Genomic DNA, 17,491 nt, shown 5'->3' on the forward strand with positions numbered 1-17,491 from the left:
CGTTAATCCTTTTTTGGATTAACGCCCCCGTTTGTTAAAGAACCATCGTTCACAAACTAAAAAAAGGCAGTCGAAACAGCCTAACAGGTATTTTAATTAAAACTTTAATGTGGAAGAATCATTTTTCAAGATTTTGTTGACATAAGTAGAAGTTCATCTAGCTTTACCAGTAACTTTTTATAATTAGACAAGGTATCTTTATCTTCAACTTTATAACCAGATTTAAAAAATAAAATATCTCCTGTTCCTTCATTAATTTGGTTAGTTGCTTCAAGAATTCTCTTTAAGTTTTTAGCCGTACCCATACTTCCAGAAATAATGTCTACCTCATGAGAAAATAGTTTCTTTATACTATCTTCAAAATATGGAAAATGGGTGCAGCCGAGAACGATCGTTCTGTATTGCTCTAAATCATACGAAGATAGTTTTTCTTTTAAATACGGGACAACTTTTTCTTCTCTGAATTCAAAATTCTCAGCGAATTGGACTAGACCAGGGAGAGCTAGACTATCAACAATATCATGCTGGTCTAACCTATTCACAAGATTATGGAACTTTTCTTCTTTAAGAGTCAAGTTAGTCGCCAACACTAATACCTTTTTTCGGGTTCCCTGACAACTTTGTACAGCGGGTTTTACAGCTGGCTCAATACCTAGAATAGGAAACTCATACTTTTTGCGAAGATCATCCACTGCGATACTGGTAGCTGTATTACAAGCAATGACTAATGCTTTGATTCCTTGATTAGCCATAAAGTCAACTGCATTAAAAATATACTCCCTTACCTCTTCTTTTGATTTTTCACCATATGGAACGTGTAAGGTATCTGCATAAAATATGAAATCCTCATTCGGCAAAACTCTTAATGCTTGATGAAGTACAGTCATCCCACCTATTCCAGAATCAAAAAAACCTATTCTCACTACTTTCACTCTTTTCCTAGATTAACGTTACGAATCAATTATTAATAATACCATAAAGTTTTATGGTTAGTTATTCCTTTATCTTATTGATCCACCCTGCCCTTTCGCTGAATAAGAAAAGGGGACTGCCGCAGTTAGTTTTATTTCATTTTGCCGACAGGGACTTTAAATAGCAATAAAAGTCCTACAATGATCAGTACGGACAGGCCATACGTTAATAATGGCTTTTTGTAATGGAGCCGTATAAAAGGCAGTTGAAAAAGATAAAAAATCACTGACCACCCGAAATTCCAACCATTATGGTAACTCATTAAACCCATTTTGTAGTTTATTAACTCGACGAAAGACAAAAGGGTTACCCAGAAAGAGATCCAGGCAATCTGTTTTACCCTTTCAGTTGGATACCGTCCTAAATAGATAAACACAATGGCTGGATAAGAGAAAAACATTACAAGCAGATTGTTAAAAGTATGATTTGGAATCATCTTGGTAGGGTCATATGCCCACAATGGATAATTATATGTAAGAAAGTTATATAACAGGTCCAGCATTATTACAAAAAGAAAGGTAGACTGATAATTCTTCCAGTTCCGCCAATCTCCCCAACGCCATGCCGCAAGAATCCATAACACCAAGCGTAAAATAATGTACATTTACACCATCCTACTAATAAAAATTTCAGTTAGTATAATTTGACTAATTTTAAATAAAATAACGAAAAGGCCACTAATAGTGAAGCTAAAATCTTTAACTCTTGCAACCGTTAGTCTAGCAACGTCACTCTCAATTACCAGCACATTTTTGATCGTATTTTGTCACCCGATTACATGTTTACGGACTGATTCAATATTGCTTATCTTTTTCATTTGAATTCCACGCTACTGCTCCAAATATAGCTGCCATGATTAAGATTATCCATTTTACTGCTTTTTTCATTTTTGCACCCCTTTGATTCATCCTTTTTCTAAAAATCTCATAATTTCGAGGTCAATCTATCCTGCCCCTATACTACAATAAGGAAAAGTTGATTCTTCTTCACCCACATGTCGACATCATAAAACCCATAATTGTATTGGCATTCATATGCAGTTTATACTGAATTATAAGAGATCCTTCGAGACCAACATCCAAAATGAAAAAAGGAGAGATTAATCGATGAAGCTCGAAATCTACGTCAACTATCGAGGAGTTTGTGAGCAAGCTTTTCGATTCTATGAACAACATCTCGGAGGCAGAATAACATCAATGATGGCTTTCAATCAGCTGCCAGATCCGACGAACGTTCCGAAAGGTCGAGAAAACGACATTTTGCATGCTACCATCGAGATTGGAGACACGGTGCTGCGGGGAGCAGACATCCCCAATGCTGAGCCTATGCGGAGTGTCTACCTGACACTCAGGGTTTACAGTGCAGAAGAGGCGGAGCGGCTTTATGCCTTACTTTCTGAAGGAGGAGAAATCTTTATGCCCATGGAAGAAACCTTTTTCGCTTTGCGTTTTGCTCAGCTGAGAGACAGGTTTGGAACGTCATGGATGATCCTGTGTGAGTATGAGTCCAAAGAAGCCTAGTCTATTCGGAGGAAGTCCACATCTTCACTTCTTTGGTTAACCTTACCGGTTAAAGAATGTTCGGCTGCATTTTTTGCAGCCAAACTTTCTTTAAGAAAATGTACCCCGTTATATGCGTTACCCCGTATCTTAAAATCACCCTATATTTCATCTATTACAATTCTTCAGTGTTAGACAGCCTTCCACAATATGTAATAGGGCAAATATCCAAAAGGCTTTTAAATCAGATCCTCTTTAATTACTTCGATTTTAAAAGCTGCTTTCTATTTGTAACGAGTGGAGGTTGTTCTAGCCACTTCTTGTCAACCACAATATCAAAGGTATCTTTAGCGTACAGCATTACCTCTGCAATTACTTTTGTATACTGAGCGGTTAGATCGGTTCGCATGGACAATGACATTGCGTGTGAGATTAAGCTGATGTCTACAGAATTCAAGACATTAATCATGGAAAAGATAAACTTCTCAGAAAACGGCGAAATTGTAGAATCAGTTACTTCCATGTTCACAGTCACAGTTCCGAGAAGGTCTTCTTCCATTAACAAATTATTGAAAAAAGAAATTTGTTTTTCACTAATATCCCTTCCCCTTAAAAGATGTTCCTTCAATTTCTTGTCCTTTACGACTTGTGCAAATCCAAGCATGATTAGAACCGAAAAGTAACTTCGCTCAATGTTAAAGAATATCTCGGATAATTCTATTGCATTTAGAGGGCGCTTACTGCCCATTATCCCCGAAAGAAAGGATTCCTTCTGAACAAACTCGATTTCTTTTGGGTAGTTCATCTTAGGTGGCCGATCATAGATTCCTTTCGACAACATCATTTTGACTGATTTTCCAAACATTTCAGTAGTTGTATGAATACACTCATTAAAAAAATCAAGGACATCCAGTCGAACGTTGTTGGAAGCAACATAACTAAAATTAATCATTCCCAACCGATTCAACATATAAAGATAACTTAGAGTGAATATATCATTAAATAATGGTGGGGCAGAAAAATTTATATCATCTTCTGAAAAAGCAGTAGGTATAGGAATATTTTCAGTAAGAAAAATATTTTTAATTTTTTCTAATCGACCTTGTGAAATTTGTAATGCCTCTTTTGCAAATGGAATGATTTCCTCATCTTTAAGGTGATGCAAAAAGTAGGTAAGGAAACAAGTGCTCATGCTTTCTTGTTGATAAACACCCCAAAGACCACCAATTTCCGTGCAAGTCAATCCAATCCTTACATGTTCTGCCTTTTCTTTGACCACAATTATTCCACCTTCATAATGTTCTTAAGAATATTATGTCTTGTTGTTGGTGTAATAATTATAAAACTTCACTGGATTCTATACTGAAAAAAAATAATGCCGTTTGCCACATAATAACTTTCTTTTAATTAAATTCTTTAAACTTGTGTGTTTTTTTTAAGCAAATGAATTAGTAGAGCTATTATTATAGAAGTTTGAAATAAAACGGCAATTAGAAAATAAATGATGTAAGTTGTATCTAAAGAAGCATTGGTTAAATTACAAGCCATCCATATAACAAACAAGGAAATTATAAAAATAAGTACTCCCTCAATCATAATTTTTTTCATAACTCACCTCATAAGGTTTTATATAAATTTTACCATTTAATATTTATAGAGCGAGCAAGCATTTCTTACGGAAGCCTGAAAATATTAAAGTTCTCAAAAGTAAGGAAGCGGAACGTGAAAAATTTGTTCGCTTGTTATTAAAGAACATAAAAGATTCGTGGGAATACGCTAAGTTTTTGCAACATATAATCATCAATTCTCCAAATTCGGCTTTATGCAAAAACCCAAGTACATAAACGAAAGAATAAAATTTTACAATATTTACTCAGGAAAATATCCCTGATTGGGTTAGCTTAAAACGTATTATTTCTTCCTATCAAAAAAGGTTAGTCAAAAAACAAAAAACCATCTCAGAAGAGAGCTTTAATCGGTTACTATTGCTTTTATGGTAGCTTGTTAGAAACTAACCTCCATACATCTTCAAACATTTCTTCATAAAATTCACTATCCCAACGGTCTGCAAAATAGGGATTGTGAAAATATACAAATGCCGTAATGATAGCAGGACCCAATTGATTTAATCCACTAATAGACTCGGCTTTTTGCGCTAATTGTTTTAAGTGTTCTACAACAAGAACTTGCGTTCGCTCTAAATAATCAGTATATAGCCGAAACATACGTCTATCATTATGATAAAGCTTCTTCTTAGTAGTAGCCAGAAGCCAAAGCCAATCATGAAGTGCATCCTTGTTACTTATACCTTTTGGTGTTACCCACTCTAATAATTCCTTAGAAGTAGTTTCTAACCACCTGAGTGCAAGTTGTTGCAACAGGTCTTCTTTGTTTTTGTAATGTTTATAAAATGCAGCATGAGTAACCCCCAGTTCCTTTGCAATATCAGAAAGAGTGGTTTTTTGTACTCCTTTTTTGATGATGATTTCTTCTGTAACTGAAAGAATCCTCTCTTTATTAAGTATTGCCATTTTGTACCCTCCTAGATTATCTAAGTTCATTATACCTTATATTTTTTAAGTTACAAAATGTTGACTTTGTAACTTAATGATATATACTAATGTTGTAAAAGTTACAAAATAAAAATATTGTAATTGAAATATTTAATAATAAGGAGAGATATCATGTTGAAAAATTCTGGTTCTCGGGTTGCGCTTGTAACAGGGGGTTCTGGTGGCATTGGACGTGCTATAGTAAATAAATTAGCCGAAAATGGATTCGCAGTTGCTGTACATTATTCGGGGAATAAGCTAAAAGCAGATACTATAGTAAACGAGATTATAAAGAATGGTGGAAACGCAATTAGTGTAGGTGGGGATGTTGCAGATGAAAAATCTATGAAAGAAGTTTTCGATCTTGTTGAAGTTAAATTAGGCCATATTGATGTCGTTATCAATACAGCAGGAATCATGATACTTAGCTCTATCGCAGAGATGAACTTAGATGATTTAGATCAATTGTACCGCACAAATATACGAGGAACCTTTGTAATATCCCAACAAGCGGCACGACGTGTTTGTCAAGGTGGTGCTATTATCAATTTTTCTACTTCTGTGACCCGCACGCAATTACCAACATATGCTCCATACGTGGCAAGTAAAGCAGCAGTTGAATCAATGACAATGATATTGGCGCGCGAATTACGTGGAAAAAATATCACTGTTAATACGGTTGCACCTGGCCCAACAGCAACACCTTTATTTTTAGATGGAAAAGATAAACAAATGATTGATAATTTTGCTAGAGCAACGCCACTTGAACGCCTAGGAACACCTGAAGATATTGCCGATACAGTATTATATTTAGCGACAATAGGACGTTGGATTAATGGTCAAGTGATATTTTCAAATGGGGGCCTAGCATAATGTTAGGAGCAGCTCGGACATTTTCAGGATGGGCATGTTGTCTATGCTGGTATGCATGAAACAGACGGCCGAAATGCTTCTAGAGTAAAAAAGGTTAACAAATATTCGTCTGTTCATGCCACTTAGGGAGGCATGATTTATTGCCAATGAAGGGTAGGACGCAACAAATAACCCTAAACCAGAGACTACCATACCCACCCAATCTCTCAGTTTAATATATTTCCCCATAAAAATCATAGAAAAAATAGCGAAAAGAAAAGGATTTATTGGTAAGAAAAGATCATATAACCCGGAGGAAATAGTTCTTAGTGACAAGGCGCCTAGCCTGGCAAACAACGATGTGTTTAATACTCTTTTTGTTAGGCATGGCGTATTTTCCCTTCAATGGGTAATTACTAACCTAGTCTATTCCTATAACTAGAGGTTTGGTGGTGTTATAAGGATTCGGATTCGGGGTTAAAACGATATCTAGATAGCCGCCAAAAGAGAAATTAATAAAAACAATTCTATTCATTTATTGATATTGGTGCTTTTTGGATATTATACTGAAGGTGAATTACTGTTTAATAAAGAAGGGAGATTTACCATGGAGGTAACATTTACAGTAACCAAATGGGATGAAAAGCCAGTAGACGACACTAGAAAAGAATTCCCTATAAATATTGCTCATGTCGAATATGATATTGAGGGTGAATTAACAGGAAAAGCTTTTGTTGAATATTTACTAGTTTATATAGACTCTACTAGAGATGATGGTCACTTAGCCACTTCTAAAATTTCCGGTTTTCTGCATTTCGAAGGTACTTATATGGGAAAACGGGGCACATTTACTGCTATAGAGCAAGGAATATTTGATAAGGGGAATCTAGATTCTCCAGCAACAATCATCAAAGCTTCCGGCGACTTAGAAAACTTGAAAGGGTCTTATAACTATAAGTTTACAGGTGACACCAGTAAGATCATTTTAGATTTTAAATTTTAACAGAACAGAAAAAAAGGGCATTTCTGTCTACCAGGAATGTCCCTTTTGTCGAAAGACCTTCTTCAATTATCATGTCCCTTTAGCTTAAGTACATTTCTTCACATTATATTCGTTTAGTTCACCAAGACTTATCGCTTTCGCTTATAATAAGTTCTTTATTTACTGGACTTCCCATTTGAATTTTCCATTATACTGTTTAAGTTGTTTTTTCACTTGTTCCAATTCATAAAAACTAGAATGTGCTTTTATGACAATTTCTTCATCCGTTCTACCTTCTTTTAAAAGAGTCCAGATAAGTTCATATCTTGATGCTTCAAACTCAAAATAACCTTGATGTACATTAAGCTGATTTCTTATGTCTTTTAATTCAACATAGCTGGTTGTTGCTATATAAACAATCACTTGGTCTGTTTTGCCCATTTGTTTAAGAGTTCTAACAATGCTATAACTTTGGTTACTTGACCTGCCGCATTCCTTCTCCCCATCCGTCATCACAAGCTATATCGTAGCATTCTTTTCAAGGAAGACACTCTTCTTCCTTCTCTTTAACTAATAAGTGATACTAGTAAAGAGATAATTCATGATTTTGAGGACCTCATCAAGGAAAACGTACTTGTTAACCAAATAAACTATGAAACGCTAACCAATTCCGATATACACCTACAAGTAAAATTGGGGAATGAGTTATTAAAGATGACATTAAACTATTAGTTTGACAGAATCAAAAAGCACTGCAAACAGTTTTATTTCTATATCTGTTCGCAGTGTTTTTTACCCAAGAAGATTTATTAGCACAGTTTCAACGAAAGCTCCCGTTACTTTCTTGGTTTCACCTATTCAACCATTACAATATTTCGATAAACCCTTCTGTTCCATGGACGCGAATTCGTTGGCCATCTTTGATCAGTTTGGTAGCATTTTCTACCCCGACAACTGCGGGTAAGCCATATTCACGGGCGATGACGGCTCCATGTGTCATCAGTCCACCAACTTCAGTGACTAAGCCTTTTATGGATACAAACAATGGTGTCCAGCTCGGATCAGTAAAGGTGGTGACTAATATATCTCCTTCTTCCAGATTAGACTCTTCCATGTTTAATATGACACGTGCCCGTCCCTCAACCACTCCGGAAGAAACAGGCAAACCCACAATCGCTTCGGCTGGGAGATTTTCTCGTTTGTAACTACCTGTAAGGATTTCACCATCAGATGTTATAACACGCGGAGGAGTCAGTTTTTCATATAATTTATAATCCTCTTTTCGGTTATTAATGATTTGGTAATCCAGCTTGTTTGTGTGTACGGCTTCGCTGAATTCTTCAAATGTGAGATAGTATATATCCTCTTTTTCATGAAAAAGGCCCGCTTGCACAAGTTGTTCCGCTTCTTTCAGTAAAGCTTGCTTATAAACAAAGTAGCGATTAATCATACCGTATTTTGGATATTCACGATATCCGATGAAATTGCGGATTAGGTCGATCATTCGCTTTGCTTCTTTGGCTTTTTGTTCACCATCTGGCAATTGCTTCAATCGGTCTATTAACTCTTGTTCTTTTTTCGAAGCAGCAAGCAGGCCTTGCTCATATTTGTGCTTGCCAGCATGGGGTTTAGAGTTTTTGATGTTATTGAGTATCATGGGGACAAGGGTAATTGGTTTTTCACTCCAACGAGTTTTCGTGATATCGATTTCTCCGGCACATCGCATTCCATATTTGTTGAGAAAAGCTATTATGGCATCTCGTGCTTCCTGTCCACCATCAAACTTAACCAGTTCATCCAAAAAGTTATTATCTTTTACATGTTGTAAATAATCAATTACTTCTGGATAAGGTCGAATCACATCTGCAACGTCCAAAAGTTCAAGACCCATTTCCGAAGTAATATTGTTTGGTACAGATTGAGAAAGCGTGTCTGCTGCGTTTTTTTCACCTAACCACTCGCTCATTTTTTGATTGATCCATGTAGAAGCATTTATAGCAGACATAAAGACAGCTGTACTCTGTGGGTCGAACAGAATCTTCTTTAATTCTTGAATATCTTCTAGAATAAAATCAACTAAATCTGATCCTGATTTGGTTTCAATGTTCTGCTTCAACTCTTTAATGGATGTTTGGCTGCGCTTAATCAAATCAGGAACAATGGACGGGTTATTTTCGATTTGTGCCGGTATATCAGTTTTGCCTCTTGTGGCCCTTGGTGCACCATTATCATTTGGTAACAATTTAATAAAATCTTCTCGCTTGATGATGTTCATCAGGGCATCTTTCATGAGCGGGTCGTGTTGTCCCATCGCATTTAATAAAAAGTCTCTACTGACAGATGAAGCCAGTTGATGTGTGATATCGACAAACAACCATCCACCAGCTTTACGCATTGGGGCACGTGTCGTTAACAGGAAAAAAGACAATCCCAATGGTTTGATGGGATCTGTCATCATTTGTTGATGGCCGACAGATATAAAGACGTGGTTTTCTTGGTCATTCACTACAGGGATAGGAAAAAGAGTCGTGACTGGACGGCTCTGGACAATATAAAAGGTATCATCCACCAAGCACCATTCGATATCTTGCGGACAGCCAAAATAGGATTCAATCCGTCTTCCGATGCGTGCCAGTTGTAAAATTTGTTGGTCAGAAAGTGTTTGCGTCTTTTGCTGGTCAGGAGCGATCTCTTGTGTCTCGGTCCCGCCTGCTTTCTGTCCATAGATAGCCAATTTTTTGGCTGCGATTAGCTTATCGACGATTTTATCTTCCTGGACTTTATAACAATCTGCAGAGACTATACCAGAAACCAGTGCTTCTCCAAGTCCAAAACTGGCATCGATGGATAGCAGCTTTCGGTTATTGGTTATCGGATCAGCGGTAAATAAAATCCCGGAAGCCTGTGGGAACACCATCCTTTGCACGATAACGGATAAATTAACTTGTCTGTGGTCAAATTTATTTTGGATTCGGTATATGACCGCTCGTTCCGTAAAAAGAGAAGCCCAGCATTTTCTGATATGCTGCAAAATGGCTTCTTTTCCGATGATGTTTAAATAGGTGTCATGTTGTCCGGCAAAAGAGGTGTGAGGCAAATCTTCAGCAGTCGCACTCGAGCGTACTGCATATGCATGTTCATCGCCAAACCTGGAGAGACAATCAGTGACTGCTTTAACAGCATCAGCGGGAATTTCTACTTCTGTAAGGAGTTGCCGAATCTTCCTGCTGATTTCACTAATTTGATTCCGATCTTCTACCTTTAGCAAGGTTAGTTTATTTAACAATCCTTGAAATGTATTATTCTGTTCAATGGCTTTTTGATACCCAACTGTTGTAATGCAAAATCCTTGGGGCACTTGTATTCCGTGCATTTTTGATAATTCACCTAAATTTACCCCTTTTCCACCAACGAGAAATAGCTGTGATTTTTCCATTTCCTTAAAACCGATAACCAAAGAACTAATCCTACATCGCTCCTAACCTTTAAGGGTCTATTGATTGTATCAGTAGTTTTCGAGAATAAACAGTCTATATTACCCATTTTTTTCATGCTATAATTAAAGTAGGAAGAGTTAGAATCCAATCTACAAGAATAGCTAGACTTTACATGTAGTAACCTTGATATTAGCTCATTTACCATTTCATCCATCCATAAACATTCTTTGTTCAGTTAAACACTCTTCTTCCGGCTTCATGTTCACCTGCTTCCAGTTTTCATTTCTTACTTTCCGAAATTGAGCCATTTCTACGTCAGTTCCATTTGTCAAAGTAATAAAAATAAAACAATAATCGGCACCATCATTACCACGAAAATAAATATTTTTAACGTATCCATTTTTCACTGTTGGGTACATCTGTTCAATCAATTTGCACCAACTTCCATATTTGACTCCTATAATATCTTCCCCGTCATGATCCCAACCATGGTACGGTGCACATAAAAAATCTTCTTCAATCTTGGTCAAAGCTGAAATCCGAAAACCATCTTTTTCGTAAACTAGCTCGATCCAACCATATGAATAACCAAAATACTCCGCTCGCTTACCTTTAAACCCTTCAATCGTTTCAATTTCATAAAAAAACTTTATTGCACTTTTAATATCTGGGACTCGAAGAAGCTTTAATAAACTCGTATGCCCTATTCCAGCAAACGAATGAAAATAGTCTTCATAGCTTAATTTATTTTGATACTCTTTCGATAGAAAGTTATAGGCAATCGGAAATGGAGTACGTGCCTGACCAACCGTACCGCAACTTCTCCCTCCCATATTTTCAGCTTCACGCAGGACACTAAAGTAGTTAAGAAGAGTATCTTCAGGGGTTCTTGTCAATTCGGGAGGTAATTTGATTTCCTCATGAGTTGTTTCAGAAAAAAGTGAATAAAACTCCGAACTGTCCATTCTTATATTTAAAGCTTTCAAGCAAGATGGCCGAAAATATTTTTGATTGTAAGAAGTTATGTCCATCTTGTTCCGTTTTTGCATATTCATCACCCACTCTTAGTTTATGAGTGAAAAATTGATAGGTGAAATACATAAAAAGGATCATGGTTTTCGTCTTACCATCGTAATCTCAACTTTGCCATTAAGTTTTTACATTTTTGTTCAATTAACTTTCCCTTGGTATAGCCCTATAGTTTCAGGGCCATAAATTAGGAAGATAGTACAAAAGAGCATGGAAAGAAAAACAAGGTCCGTTTCCTATCGCAAAACAGTAAAAAAGTATAAAGTAAAATTCATATCAATTTTAACTGTATTTTGCGATGCTTTTTTATGTAAATTAAACCAAGAACGTCTCCCCATTTTCATCAAATGCATGCTTAAAATCAAATGCAAAAGGAGTCGGACCATGCTTAATATAATGATTGTATCTCCTAAATGCCTCCTCCCATGAGACATCCCTCACCATTTCTGTCCACCAAATTACATAAGATAGGTGTTTATCTGGATAAGGTTCTATCCATTTGCTTCTATCTCGTAATGCTTGCATATGCTTTCCTGAATAAGTAAAGCGATATAAGGATTGAAGGCTTCTCCAAACAGTTAGTGTAAGAATAGAAGAACCCTTTCCTTTTACGGTTTCTTCAGGGAAAGGGACTCCTTCAGGTGAAAAGGTCTCTATAAGTCCTGATTTAGTTGCTTGACGATATACTTCATTTCCCACTTGAAAAAATTCACGAGAGGTAGGGTGATCATAGGGATGGTTTAGCCTACCAACAGTATAGATTGAAACTAATGCCATAAACAGCCCTCCATCTATAGTCTTTTCCTAAAATATACTCAAGTAAAAATGTAGAAATTCCTTCTTCAGCTAATCTTCTCCGAACTTCAATAAGAAATAACGCGGTGAATTATTAAGACACCTAATAAAATAAAGCGATGAGAAATAATTTTCATCGCTTTATTTTTATGAATTAAAAATTTGATCAATTTCTTAGATTTATTCCAATCGCAAATTACCCGAAAAAAATATGCTCCGAATATCCCATAAAATACCTTGCTCATTGGTAAAAGCTGATTTCATTACAGTTGTTCCAATAATGCTACCTGTTAGTTGAACAAAGAAGGGAGTTTCTGAAAGGCATAATGTATTAGGATTGGAAGTGTTGAGAGAAGGGAAGATTTTATGGGGCTCTAGCTAATTTGATAGAGCCTTTTTACCTGAAATTTTTCTTCTAGCTATCATCTCGATTTCAGCCTTTGCTCCAAGAGGCAGGGATGACACACCTAAAGTTGTACGAGCGGATTTGGCTCGGAAATTTGTTTCAAATAAACTTCATTCATTGCTTTGAAGTTATTTATATTAGTTAAGAATACATTCACTTTTTCAACATTATCGAGAGTTAAACCTGTTGCTTCCCATACATTGATCAGGGTTCTATTAAGTGTATAAAAAATAACCGGAGGAATTCCGTTTAAAATGGGAAAATACCATATTTCATTAAAAATAAAGGAAGTTTTTCCGATTTTGTTCAAATTGTTGGATTATGCCATATTTAGAGTAATTAATCGGAATATCTCCGCTTATAAATGCATCTAAAGCTCCTTCTATATACACTAATCGGAAATTCTCCGCCTATGAAGAATACATACGTTCTTATTTTTAAAAGAAGAAAGGAAAAAAGCCAAATCCAACAAATGGGACGATAACAGGTGGTCTAAAAAACGGACGTCTGACAAAAGGTCCCGGACCAAAAAAACCAAATCCATATCCATCACTAGAACTAGAAAAACTTAATTCTTCAATCTCAAGACCTTCTTTTCTAACCTTTACCACTTTTCCAATGGACCATTCGCCTTGATCATTTTTAAAATGAATCATTTTCCCCTCTAAATTCCTAGCTTGATGATAATTTAATTGCATTCAAACTCCTCCTTATTAAATGAACATACATTACTATATGGAGGTTGTCCTTTATTTGAAATGGAAATTAACCCATACTTATCCATTTATTTTTTCCTTTTTTCAAATAATCCTGAAGTTGTTCAACAAGAAAAAGCCGCCAAAAAGGCAGCTCATTCTATAAAGTTATTCTAACTTCGTAATCTAATTATTACATTTCAGTTGAACTTGCATCAATAGGCTTTACTAAAACTTTCCTACTTAGTATACCGTTTAATCGTTCTGAACATAGGAACATTACGGCTATAAAAATAAGAATACAAATTGGGAAGATTCCTATTGTTGAATGTGAGGCAATGAAACCCAGCAGCGGTGGCATGAAGGTAGTGCCTGTATACGCAAGCGCCATCTGATAGCCCATAATAGTTTGAGAATGTTTTTTCCCAAAACGTGATGGTGTTTCGTGCAACATACAGGGGAAAATCGGCGCTAATCCAAGCCCTACAATGATAAAACCAATAAGCGAGAAAATAGACGGTAATGGTAAGAATACAATAACGGCACCTGTCAACGCGATTATTTGTCCTGTTCGAATAAGAAGACGGTTAGTCATTTTAAAAGTAATAAAGCCTGTAATGAAACGACCGATGGTTATTCCTGCGTAATAGAATGAAACCCATTTGGCAGCAGTTGCCGCACTTATCCCTTTGATATCTACCAAGAAACTGCTTCCCCAAAGCCCCACTGCAGCTTCAGCACTGCAATAAAACAAGAAGGATGCCAGAGCTAGTTTTACTCCCTTAATTTGTAAAGGTTTTAAATGATCATTCAAGACATCTATTGAATTTTCGCTCTCTTCGATTACAGTCATATTGCTTTTATTCTTCACTCTGCTCCATAAAGGCAATGTGAAGAGAAGGATTAAAACTAACACAAACTGAAGACCAGAAATGAGAAAATAACCACTTCTCCAAGAATTTTCTCCCATCATAAACTGAGCCATAATGACCGGTCCTAGAGTAGCTCCAACTCCCCAGAAGCAATGTAGCCAGCTCATATGATGTGCTTTATAATTAATTGCAACATAATCGTTCAATCCTGAATCAACCGCTCCAGCTCCTAATCCGAGAGGAATCGCACATACAACTAACCAAGCAACCGAAGGGGCAAAATCGAATCCTAGTAAAGCAACTGCCGTCATTAAAACACTGACAAATGTGACTTTACCCGTTCCGAAACGTTTAAGTACTTTCCCACTTAATAAACTGGAGATAATCGTGCTACCTGCAACGATCATAAAAAGAACTCCAGCCGTTTCAAGCGGAGCATCTAAGTCCGATTGCATCACGGGCCAAGCTGCCCCCAACAATGAGTCAGGTAAACCCAAGCTGATAAAAGCCAAATAAATGATCACCAAAAGGATTGTTGTCATATTCATTCTCCCCGATATTAATTTCTATTCATTTTCTTTCTAATTTGTTTTTCTTGTTTAATTCTTCATCAAGAGATCAAGCCCAAGGCTTTTTAATCCGAGTAAATAATCTTGTTTCCAATCACTCACAGTAAGTTCTGGAAGATGCTCTGGAGGGATATACTTTGCGCTGACTTTGGTAATTTTGTTAACGATCTCGTGTTCTACATCTTCATTGCTAAAAATAAAGGTATGCGGGTTAATTATCGCTGCAAAAGAGGCTACTAATCTGCTAATGGCATCAATCTCATAATCTGCTTTAAAATGGCCACTACCGTTGACCAAAGCCTGACCGAAATTTCGATGATCATATTGGGGAACGAATTGAACCTCACCTGAGAAAAACGTACTTCCTCGTACGACATCACCATTTATCATAATCCCTGCCCCAGGGCCATTTTGACCAGTATACAAATAGACAAGGGATTCCTTTTCCTTCATTGCTTTATTTTTGCTGTAACCTAGAACTGCAGCATTCATATCATTCTCAACCACTACAGGTATAGAAAAATGATCCTCATAATATCCTTTTAAATCAAAATTTTGAAACTGCTCGTAACCTGGAATATAAAATATCCTCCCACTTGCAACAGACCCAGGAACACCAATGCTGATTGAACTGATTTTTGGATATTTAATTAGTAAGGTTTCAATACACATTGTTAATGCGGTTAAATCAACCTCTTTTAATACACTCGGTGCCTCGCCTTCTTCCTTTACTTCCCCCAAACAATTAAAAACCGTATAATGTGTCCCTGTTCCTTCTAAAAAAATGGCTAGTCCTAACATATACTCAGGATTATATGTATACCTTTTTGCTCTTCTGCCACCACTTGAATCATCTAACCCTGCTGAATTAATTTCCCCATCCTTCTCCATCTGAGCAATGAACTTACTTATTGTCGGGAAACTAATTCCTAATTGGTCGCTTAGTTCAACCTTCGTTGCACTTTTCCGTTCTATGAGGGCTGTTCGAATACCCTGAAGGATTTTTTTCTTCATATCTTTTGGATTAGATAATAATTCACTCACTAGATTCACCCCCCAAAACTTTTAAAACACAGGATTACAAACCAGCAACCCTATTGTTTAGCTCCATTCTTTTACCGGGTATGACGCTGCCTCACTTTAGAAAACAGCATAGCACCTATATCTATTAGGATACTTTATAGTTATAGTACTTATTAAATTGATTTAATAAGTATCCAAAAAAACTTATTAAACTTCTTTAATAAGTATGGTGATACTATATCATAGGAAATTTTCAAAAACAACAGTTACGTCAATAAGATATGTTGTTTTCAAACTTTGGTAATATTGTTTTTAACTCAATTAGGTCATCCATTACGAAATTAGCCTGAGTTAGTTCGTTTTCTTGTGGAAAATCAAATTTACATCCAAATGCCATTAACCCATTATCTTTAGCGGCATTTATATCGGATAGGCGGTCGCCAACTACTGCTGCATTTGTGATGTCGTATTTTTTTATGATTTTTTTGACTAATTCACCTTTATCGAGCGATGGTATTTGTTGAATACTAAAGGTTTCGGTAACCCAACTATCCAAGTGATAATAACTCACAATTGCTTGTAAATACTCCACTAATCCATTACTTGCTATGAAAATTTTATAATTGTTTTCTTTTAAAAAACTGAAAATTTCCATGACATTTGGATATAAAGCCCCTTTTCCACTGCTTATGTTTTCAATTAACCTTTCTAGAAAATAGGCATCTGTTTGTTTTCGAATCTCATTGGAGTGATTAGGTAACAAAGCTTCCCAAACTTGTGGTAAAGGTACACCCATTATTTTACGGTATTGATCAATAGGCGTATTTGAAGCCCATAAATTTAGTGACCGTAAGTGGTAAAAAGTATCGTCAAGTGATAATTCTAGTATTTTATCGGTTTGAAATAGAGTCCCATCCATATCAAAAATAAGTGACTGTACCATTGCATTCTCTCCCTCTTTGCTGCTGCTTACTATACNNGTATCCATTATATCTTATTGCTATTATCATTATCTTCTATGTAATGATGTTACCCACCACAATTTAAGCCAGAAACATTTCGTAAAACTAAGTTAGCTGAGGATACACTAATTAAACAAGTTATCAATTCTATTGCGATCATATTCCAAAATCCAATCGTTAAATTCTTCATAAAGATAACGAATTTCCTCTTCATCGACTGCTAAAATATCGCATCCACGATCATCATATAAGTGAAAAATTATTTTTTTAGTTAGATTAACAAAATAAATTTCATAACCGCTTTCTTGATTATTTCTCAAGATAGTAGATGGATGAGCAAAGTCTTCATAACAAATGGCTTTTAGGAGTGGGGCATACCGAATATTGTCTTTTTTGCATTGAAGGACAAATCGATGAACAACCATCTGATCAGCTTCATCTTCGAGGAATCTAACTAAGGGTTGATGCTGTAATTTGTATAATAAATCTTTATCTTTTAAATATTTCTTATAAACATTTAAAGGCTTCATTTGGAGAAATTGATTGTTTCTTGTTGTAAGGACATCAGTAACCAGTAGAATTTCATCCTTCTGTTCAAATACCTTTTTAAACAAAGAAATGGAACGGTGAAAAGTTTGTTTCAAATTTTCTCTTGCCCAGGTTGGTATTACTGGATTTGAGATTTCAAACCTAATGCTATTATTCCAATTATAAAATAAGGGGGGCTCTAAAATAAGCCCCTCAAAATTCTCATTTAAAAATGAATAAAGATTTCTAATCATTTTTCCTCCTACTATGGTCTAAACAGGCATCTAAGTAAGAAATTTATATAATACCTCACGTGAC

The 17,491-nt window shown here is 36.0% G+C and carries 17 protein-coding genes; 3 read left to right on the forward strand and 14 right to left on the reverse strand.

Annotation, left to right across the window (positions count from 1 at the left end; all coding sequences use genetic code 11):
• Window positions 1–125 precede the first annotated feature (125 nt).
• Together murI and V7077_RS19355 are read right to left on the reverse strand one after the other, a co-directional pair.
• Window positions 126–923, reverse strand: a complete 798-nt coding sequence (gene murI, locus V7077_RS19350) for a glutamate racemase (RefSeq protein WP_335504914.1) — start codon at window positions 921–923, stop codon at window positions 126–128.
• Between the two features lie 140 nt (window positions 924–1,063).
• Window positions 1,064–1,576, reverse strand: a complete 513-nt coding sequence (locus tag V7077_RS19355) for a CBO0543 family protein (protein WP_335504916.1) — start codon at window positions 1,574–1,576, stop codon at window positions 1,064–1,066.
• A 502-nt stretch (window positions 1,577–2,078) separates the two neighbouring features.
• On the opposite strand from V7077_RS19355, the gene V7077_RS19360 reads away from it, so the two are divergent.
• Window positions 2,079–2,492, forward strand: a complete 414-nt coding sequence (locus V7077_RS19360; protein WP_335504918.1) for a VOC family protein — start codon at window positions 2,079–2,081, stop codon at window positions 2,490–2,492.
• A 238-nt stretch (window positions 2,493–2,730) separates the two neighbouring features.
• On the opposite strand, the gene V7077_RS19365 is transcribed toward V7077_RS19360, so the two are convergent.
• Complete coding sequence (locus V7077_RS19365) at window positions 2,731–3,750, reverse strand: DUF3231 family protein (protein ID WP_335504920.1); 1,020 nt, start codon at window positions 3,748–3,750, stop codon at window positions 2,731–2,733.
• A gap of 712 nt (window positions 3,751–4,462) precedes the next feature.
• Window positions 4,463–5,002 carry a TetR/AcrR family transcriptional regulator gene (locus tag V7077_RS19370; protein WP_335504923.1) on the reverse strand — a complete coding sequence of 180 codons (540 nt, stop codon included), beginning with the start codon at window positions 5,000–5,002 and terminating at the stop codon, window positions 4,463–4,465.
• A gap of 153 nt (window positions 5,003–5,155) precedes the next feature.
• On the opposite strand from V7077_RS19370, the gene V7077_RS19375 reads away from it, so the two are divergent.
• A complete protein-coding gene (locus V7077_RS19375; RefSeq protein ID WP_335504925.1) occupies window positions 5,156–5,896 on the forward strand; it encodes an SDR family oxidoreductase in 741 nt (246 codons plus the stop codon).
• 586 nt (window positions 5,897–6,482) lie between these two features.
• Window positions 6,483–6,878 carry a DUF3224 domain-containing protein gene (locus tag V7077_RS19380; protein WP_335504927.1) on the forward strand — a complete coding sequence of 132 codons (396 nt, stop codon included), beginning with the start codon at window positions 6,483–6,485 and terminating at the stop codon, window positions 6,876–6,878.
• A 159-nt stretch (window positions 6,879–7,037) separates the two neighbouring features.
• On the opposite strand, the gene V7077_RS19385 is transcribed toward V7077_RS19380, so the two are convergent.
• From V7077_RS19385 to V7077_RS19430, 10 genes are all read right to left on the reverse strand, one after another.
• Entirely contained in the window at window positions 7,038–7,298 is a 261-nt protein-coding gene (locus V7077_RS19385) for a hypothetical protein (RefSeq protein WP_335504930.1), read from the reverse strand.
• 424 nt (window positions 7,299–7,722) lie between these two features.
• The gene (ppsA, locus tag V7077_RS19390) at window positions 7,723–10,323 is read right to left on the reverse strand and encodes a phosphoenolpyruvate synthase (RefSeq protein ID WP_335504973.1); all 2,601 of its coding nucleotides are present in this window, start codon (window positions 10,321–10,323) and stop codon (window positions 7,723–7,725) included.
• 177 nt (window positions 10,324–10,500) lie between these two features.
• On the reverse strand, window positions 10,501–11,343 hold the full coding sequence (locus V7077_RS19395; protein WP_335504932.1) for a hypothetical protein: 843 nt from the start codon (window positions 11,341–11,343) through the stop codon (window positions 10,501–10,503).
• Between the two features lie 295 nt (window positions 11,344–11,638).
• Window positions 11,639–12,100, reverse strand: a complete 462-nt coding sequence (locus V7077_RS19400) for a DUF3291 domain-containing protein (protein WP_335504934.1) — start codon at window positions 12,098–12,100, stop codon at window positions 11,639–11,641.
• A gap of 485 nt (window positions 12,101–12,585) precedes the next feature.
• The gene (locus V7077_RS19405; RefSeq protein ID WP_335504975.1) at window positions 12,586–12,681 is read right to left on the reverse strand and encodes a hypothetical protein; all 96 of its coding nucleotides are present in this window, start codon (window positions 12,679–12,681) and stop codon (window positions 12,586–12,588) included.
• 280 nt (window positions 12,682–12,961) lie between these two features.
• Window positions 12,962–13,222, reverse strand: coding sequence for a hypothetical protein (locus tag V7077_RS19410; protein WP_335504936.1), 261 nt, complete (start codon window positions 13,220–13,222; stop codon window positions 12,962–12,964).
• Between the two features lie 190 nt (window positions 13,223–13,412).
• A complete protein-coding gene (locus tag V7077_RS19415) occupies window positions 13,413–14,633 on the reverse strand; it encodes an MFS transporter (RefSeq protein WP_335504938.1) in 1,221 nt (406 codons plus the stop codon).
• 57 nt (window positions 14,634–14,690) lie between these two features.
• Window positions 14,691–15,704: an ROK family transcriptional regulator gene (locus V7077_RS19420; RefSeq protein ID WP_420489683.1), complete on the reverse strand. Its 1,014-nt coding sequence runs from the start codon at window positions 15,702–15,704 to the stop codon at window positions 14,691–14,693.
• Between the two features lie 250 nt (window positions 15,705–15,954).
• Window positions 15,955–16,626, reverse strand: coding sequence for an HAD hydrolase-like protein (locus V7077_RS19425; protein ID WP_335504940.1), 672 nt, complete (start codon window positions 16,624–16,626; stop codon window positions 15,955–15,957).
• Between the two features lie 144 nt (window positions 16,627–16,770).
• Complete coding sequence (locus V7077_RS19430; protein WP_335504942.1) at window positions 16,771–17,427, reverse strand: DUF3885 domain-containing protein; 657 nt, start codon at window positions 17,425–17,427, stop codon at window positions 16,771–16,773.
• Window positions 17,428–17,491: the final 64 nt, after the last annotated feature.

Origin of the sequence: Neobacillus vireti, assembly GCF_036962465.1 — a bacterium.
Lineage (GTDB): Bacteria > Bacillota > Bacilli > Bacillales > Cytobacillaceae > Neobacillus > Neobacillus vireti_B.